The 6,052-nt window shown below is 52.4% G+C and carries 5 protein-coding genes and 1 pseudogene; 2 read left to right on the top strand and 4 right to left on the bottom strand.

Going from position 1 to position 6,052, the window contains the following annotated elements:
• The first annotated feature begins 610 nt into the window (after positions 1-610).
• Positions 611-1,180: pseudogene (locus tag QVP03_RS11480) on the top strand (zeta toxin family protein).
• On the top strand, positions 1,167-1,325 hold the full coding sequence (locus tag QVP03_RS11475) for a hypothetical protein (protein WP_022333564.1): 159 nt from the start codon (positions 1,167-1,169) through the stop codon (positions 1,323-1,325). The pseudogene QVP03_RS11480 and the gene QVP03_RS11475 overlap by 14 nt, the downstream one beginning before the upstream one ends.
• 261 nt (positions 1,326-1,586) lie before the next feature.
• Here the strand turns inward: QVP03_RS11475 and QVP03_RS11470 are convergent, their stop codons facing one another.
• The 4 genes from QVP03_RS11470 to QVP03_RS11455 form a co-directional block, all read right to left on the bottom strand.
• Entirely contained in the window at positions 1,587-2,657 is a 1,071-nt protein-coding gene (locus tag QVP03_RS11470) for a saccharopine dehydrogenase family protein (RefSeq protein ID WP_022333563.1), read from the bottom strand.
• Positions 2,654-3,358 (bottom strand): type 1 glutamine amidotransferase domain-containing protein, encoded by a 705-nt coding sequence (locus QVP03_RS11465; RefSeq protein WP_022333562.1) that lies wholly within the window; start codon positions 3,356-3,358, stop codon positions 2,654-2,656. The genes QVP03_RS11470 and QVP03_RS11465 overlap by 4 nt, the downstream gene beginning before the upstream one ends.
• Before the next feature lie 348 nt (positions 3,359-3,706).
• Positions 3,707-4,678 carry a DMT family transporter gene (locus QVP03_RS11460; protein ID WP_022333561.1) on the bottom strand — a complete coding sequence of 324 codons (972 nt, stop codon included), beginning with the start codon at positions 4,676-4,678 and terminating at the stop codon, positions 3,707-3,709.
• Between the two features lie 166 nt (positions 4,679-4,844).
• Entirely contained in the window at positions 4,845-6,050 is a 1,206-nt protein-coding gene (locus QVP03_RS11455) for a glycoside hydrolase family 76 protein (protein WP_022333560.1), read from the bottom strand.
• Positions 6,051-6,052: the final 2 nt, after the last annotated feature.

Raw genomic sequence — 6,052 nt, 5'->3', positions numbered from 1 at the left:
CGGCAAATACGGCTCGGCATCCAAACACCGCTCTTTGTTATCCCGTTTGTCGCAATTTCGGTCGCTGAATATCTGATTTGATTGCATATCTTCACGACTTTGAACTGTTCCTGCGTAAAGAGGGCAACACTAACAACAGCATAACAACATAAATTTTAGCTAAAATGAACAGAATACCAAAAACAGAATGACGGCAGAGCAGCGATGAACAGCGCATGATGATTTGAAAAATCGTTGCCGATGATAACTTTTACGGGATGTGCTTGGCTATATCACGCAAACCCGATGAATTTGCGCCCGCGATTTATGTATACATGCCTGACGATACAGATAGAGATATACAACTTTTCAGCGCAAAGGGCAGATAACAGTACAGATGCAATGTACATTGACTGAATCCAACGCAGAGATATTGCTCCTTATGCCGAATATCCTTGAATGGGGACACGATAAGATAAACCTATTCGAATTGCATATAAAAAGCGATACGGTTATTATCAACTATACGACAACAGAGGGGAAGCAAAGAGATTTTAAATTCCCGCTGGCTGGGTTTAAGGAGAAATATTTGGAACAATTTATATAAATTATCTATCTTTGCTCATACGATATGCCGAAACTTTATATCATAGCGGGTTGTAACGGTGCCGGAAAAACGACTGCATCCTACACCGTATTGGTTGCAAAGAGTTCGTCAATGCCGATGAAATTGCAAAAGGGCTGTCGCCGTTCAATCCCGAAAGTGTGGCAATCGAAGCAGGGCGACTGATGTTGCAACGTATGGATGACTTACTTGCCGAGGGCGCGGATTTTGCATTTGAAACGACGTTGGCAACTCCGTTCCTATGTGAAATTTATCGAACGGGCACACGCGAAAGGCTACTTTGTAACCCTACTTTATTTTTGGCTGCCGACTCCTGAACAAGCTATCGAGCGTGTTGCAACACGCGTAAGCGAGGGCGGCCATAATATCCCGTCGGATGTCATTCGCCGTCGTTATGCGAACGGGATTAGGAATCTTGTAACACTTTATACGCCGATTTGTAATTTCTGGACGATATACGACAATAGTTCGGCAGATGCAGAAATTAAAATCATCGCTTCGGGAGCGAAAAACACAACAATCAAAATAGAAGATACGTTATCCTACAAAACAATTGCAGACTATGAGCGAGATTGAAATAAAACAAATGCAGGAGAAAATCAATGCAGGGATTTTACTTGCCCGAAAGCGTCTGATTGAGAAAACAAAAAAAGAGGACGGCGAATTGGTGGTTGTGCGAGATGGAAAGGTCGTACGCATCAAAGCCAAAGACCTTAAATAATTCTGTCTAATTGAGAAATATATCCTCGGCCATACGGTCGGGGATTTTTTATATAGAAATCAAAGCTACTGAAAATTGCCGAAAACAGACGAACGGCGAGAGGGTGATTAATCTTTAAATCAGTCGGTTACGGACAAAAACTTCGTTTTTGTCCGCGAAGTAGACACAACACTCTCAATGTTGGGATTCAGGGTTCGAGCCCCTGAGGGGGGGGGCAGAAAAGCAGTTGAAAGATACTGCAACAAACAGAAAAAACCTTGGCTAAATCTTTCTTAATCTTTGATTGAGCACATGCACTTCTATGCCCGGTATCGATTCGATAAACCGGCTTCCCAACAACATGGAGGGCGTGTAATATCCGCCCGGGCCGGTATAATCCAGACAATATTGCGCGATCCGGATACCGACCGTGGCGGTCAGAGCGTAGACATTGGGGGTGGACATCGTCATTTCCAGCTTTTCGCCGTCCGGAGCCTCGGCCTCGCCCCAGAATTGTCCCCGCCCGGCCTCCAGCGCTTTGGCGTCAGGCCCTTTTTTCATCAGCCAGCCAGCCAGACGCTTCGTGATCTTCTGCCCGAACTGGGTATTCAGAATCCCTTTGACCGGGTTGGTCAATCGTATCATATAGATGCTCATTCTCGGCATAGCCATATAGACTGCGCCATCGGGAACTCCGGTAGATATTCCGGAGGTGAAAACATCCCCCCAGGGGATCGTCATTGCCCACTGGGGCTTATTCTGAAACGGGATTTTCCGCATCTGAAAGGCATTCGAAACGACTTTCAGCATACCGCCCTCGCGGATCAACCCGCCTTTGCCGAAACTCTCGATCATGGTGTTGACCGTGCCGATACTTGGATTGGTGCCGAACGAGAGAGCCAGATCGATGCGCGTGGCGACGGGCAGTTTCTCCTTAAGCATCGCCGCCAGACAGTCGGTTGGCACGATGTCGGTTCCGGCACCTGGCAAAATGAGGACGTTTTGCTGCCGCGCCTCTTCATCCAGCGCATGGCATTTCCGGAAGATGTCGATCTCGCCCGTAATGTCGAGGTAGTGGATCTGTTGCGCAAGACATGCTCGCGCCAGCGGCTCCGCCGTGGCGGAAAACGGCCCCGCACAGTTGAGTAGTACGCTTATATCCTGTAAATTGCTTCCGGTATTCCGTACACCGAAAGCCCGGCATTCGAGGCTCAGTTCCGTAGCGATAGGTTTCAGCTTTTCGGCATCTCGCCCGGCGATAATAGGGCGGAGCCTCTGTGCCACAGCCTCGCGCACCATCAGCTCTCCGGCATAGCCGTAGGCCCCGTAGATCATCAACTGGTTATTTTTCATCGGATCTCCCTTTTAGTCAGGTGATTCAATACGACTTTCGCCATTTCCTTGGAGCTGAGCGGATTCTGGCCAGTGATCAGGGTTCCGTCGACAACGACTTTCGAAGTCATCGGAATCCATGCTTTCCGGTAATCGGCACCCCGTTCTTTCAGCACCGCTTCGAGGTCGAAAGGAACAACCTTTTTGCGCCGGGCAAGGGTTTCCTCGAACCAGCTGAATCCGGTGATCTTTTTACCGGCTACCAGCAACTGCCCGTCAGACAGCCCAACGTTCAGCAATCCGCATACGCCGTGACAAATCGCCGACACGATTTTGCCGCTTTCAAAATGCGTTTTGAGAATTGCCTGCAGGACGGCATTGTCCGGGAAATCGTACATGCTACCATGTCCTCCAGCCAGATAAACACAGTCGAACCGTCGCCCCGCAACTTCATCGAGACTTTGGGCATGATGCAACAGCTCCCGAAATTCGGGGTCGTTCCAATATGCTTTGGACATCTTATCGAGGGTGAACGGCTTCAAACTCTCGGGATCGACCGGTATCTCACCGCCTTTCGGACTCGCGATCGTTATCTTGCAGCCCAGCCCTTTCGCTCGGTGATAGATGTGTGTCAGTTCGCTGAGCCATAATCCGGTGGGTAGAATTGCATTGGCATAGGCTCCGATTCCGGTCGCTACGATCAAAATTTTCGGCATAATCATGACGGTGTTTTTTTGATAGGTAATGCTGCAAAAATTACTCCGTATTGCTATTCGATCTTCTTCCAAATCACCGACCGTTTCGCCCACGCCGAAGAGCCTTTTATGGACATATCCGTAGAATTAAAGAATAGGCCTTCGGCCCAACATATTCCGCTGCCGTTTCACTTGGCGTATCTCGCGGAGCATTTCGTGAACCATTCGCCGGATTTCGATTATCACTGCACTGTTCTCGCTTTCGTTCATAACCGTCAGGATTACTGACTGCAAAGGTCGGATCGGTCTTTTGCTTCGCAGGATAGATACCGGCACGCATTTTAGGGTATGCGTGGCCCCAAAAGGCAATTCCGGTTATTCCCTGCCCTTGCGGTCAGGGCTGTCGGAACCTTTGCGGCCTGCCTTTTTCAGGGGAAGCCGCGGGAAAAGTTTTCTGAACCGCACGAGGTAAACCGCTACCCGATTTCCCGCGACGATCAGGCTCACGGCAATGATAATCAACAGGATGCCGCAACATATCCTCAGCGTGAGGGTCTCCCCGAAGATCATCACCCCGAAGAAGACGGCCGTGACAGGTTCCAAGGCACCGAGGATTGCCGTCGGTGTCGAACCGATGTACTGGATGGCGCTGGTTGTACACAAAAACGAGATCGCCGTCGGGAAAACGGCCAGTGCAAGCAGGTTCCCCCACAGGTACCATTTATCGGGCACATGGACTGCCATGCCAAAATCCAGCCGGACAACGTAAAGCAGCAACCCGAAAAGCAGGACGTAGAACGTCACCTTGAGCGTCGCAACGGATTTCAGCACCGGACGGTTCACGCCGACGATATAAATTGCATAGGACAAAGCCGAAACCATCACCAGAACCGTCCCCGTGATATTGAGTGTCGAACCGTCACTGCCTTTGAACAACAGCCCGATACCGGCCAATGCCAGCAAGATGCACAATGCAGTCTGCGGGGAGAGCTTCTCCCGGAAGCCGAAGGCCATGATCAACGCTACGAAAATAGGATATACGAACAGCAGCGTCGAGGCGATGCCGGCATCCATGTAATTGTAGCTCAGGAACAAGGACAGGGACGAGAGGGCGACCAGCAATCCCAGGAGTACCAGCGGCACGATCTCACGGCGGTGCAGCTTGAAATCCCGGCCGCGGGCCTTGAGCATGATGCCCAACAGCGGGATGGCGAAAAGATAGCGGAAAAACAATACCGAATCGGGATCCATCCCCGCCTTGTAGAGCGGGAGGGCAAAGAGCGGGTTCATGCCGTAAGTAGCTGCGGCGACAGCACCCAGAAGGTAACCTTTGGCTTTCGTATTCATAGGTCGGATTTTGCGGCAAAAATAGCATTTATTTCGTCTATAGATGCTGGCCGGGCAAAATTATCATGCGATTGTCGCCCGGGAGCGCACACATCCCGCACCGGCACGCCCATTCCTGCCGGGGAAGCCCGCCGAACATTGCCGCCCGCCCGATGCGGAAACGATCCTACCGGGGCAAGGCGGCCGGCACGACTTCCCTGCGGATCAAAGCCGCACGGACGAAATACTCGGGGATGCAAGCCTCGTCGAGCAGCCATTTGGGTGTGGCCGATTCGTCTTTCTTCCCCGACCAGTCGTTGTAAAACAGCCCGGCGGCATCCCGTGCGTTCCGGCGCGCCCAATCCATCCAGCGGATGAATATATCCACGTATTTCGGATCGCCGTCGAGGTCGTAGAGAGCCTGGTAGCCTCGCAACAACACCAGATAGAACCATGGCAAATCACGGTTCGCGGCCGCGCCGTCCTCCGTCTCCGGCAAATAGAATTTCCGGGCTCCTTCGGCCAGCCGGCGGGCATTGTCCAGATAAACCCGATCGCCGGTATATCCATACAACGCGACGGCACCCTGCAGCAGCAACCCCGTATTATAGGAATAGACCGCCTTGTCCAGACGCGCTTCGGGCTGCGTGAGCCAGGAATTCCAGACGATATCCAGTTCCGGATCGTGCAGGTAGGCCTCCATCCAGTCGTAGAAACGGCGCCCGGCAGTCAGGTAATAGGGGTCTCCCGTCGCCCCGTACAGGTTGAGCGCCAGCAGCATCGCCTTACCGTTGGCGCATCCCGGCTTCTGGTTCTCTACCCCTTCGAGCCACGACACGGCGCCGTCGTGGTCGGGGCGCCAGCCGCTCAGGATGAAGGTCATCACCTGCTTGGCTTTTTCCAGGTGCGCGGGATTGCGGGTCACGCCGTAGGCCGCGACGTAGGCCAGTCCGACCAGCCCGTTGTCGTCGTAATAACGGTCGACCTTGCCCATCCTGACAGGATAGGCCTGATACCCGGCGGGCATGCGCCCGTCGTCGTAATACTGCTCAACAGCCATCACCATCGAATCAACATAGCTGCCGTATTTCACCGGATCAACTTCGGCCAGCGCGACCGCCGAGGTGAACACCCCGTCCATGGGCCACAGGAAGGAAACCTCCTGCGTGCTTTTCGCCCCGTCGTCGAAATAATTTACATCGGGACGGTAGCTATTGGGGTAATATTCCGAAAACAGGCCGTATTCCGGCACCCGGTACATGTCCCACACCTTGCGGAACATCTCTTCGGCAAACGCATAATGCTCCCCCGTTGCGGGGGTCGCTGCCTCCTGACGGCATCCCGACAGGCAACACGCAGCACCGAAGAATGCGGCAAAAAATACATTTTTCATCT

Source organism: Alistipes sp. CAG:29 (assembly GCF_000435435.1).
GTDB lineage: Bacteria > Bacteroidota > Bacteroidia > Bacteroidales > Rikenellaceae > Alistipes > Alistipes onderdonkii.
The sequence above is the reverse complement of the archived record's forward strand: the minus strand, read 5'-3'. Positions and strand labels throughout refer to the sequence as shown.

Bases quoted from the DNA above. Each gene is read 5' to 3' on its own strand.
- QVP03_RS11475 (WP_022333564.1), top strand. From the start codon at position 1,167: ATGAGCGAGATTGAAATAAAACAAATGCAGGAGAAAATCAATGCAGGG.
- QVP03_RS11470 (WP_022333563.1), bottom strand. From the start codon at position 2,657: ATGAAAAATAACCAGTTGATGATCTACGGGGCCTACGGCTATGCCGGA.
- QVP03_RS11465 (WP_022333562.1), bottom strand. From the start codon at position 3,358: ATGATTATGCCGAAAATTTTGATCGTAGCGACCGGAATCGGAGCCTAT.
- QVP03_RS11460 (WP_022333561.1), bottom strand. From the start codon at position 4,678: ATGAATACGAAAGCCAAAGGTTACCTTCTGGGTGCTGTCGCCGCAGCT.
- QVP03_RS11455 (WP_022333560.1), bottom strand. From the start codon at position 6,050: ATGAAAAATGTATTTTTTGCCGCATTCTTCGGTGCTGCGTGTTGCCTG.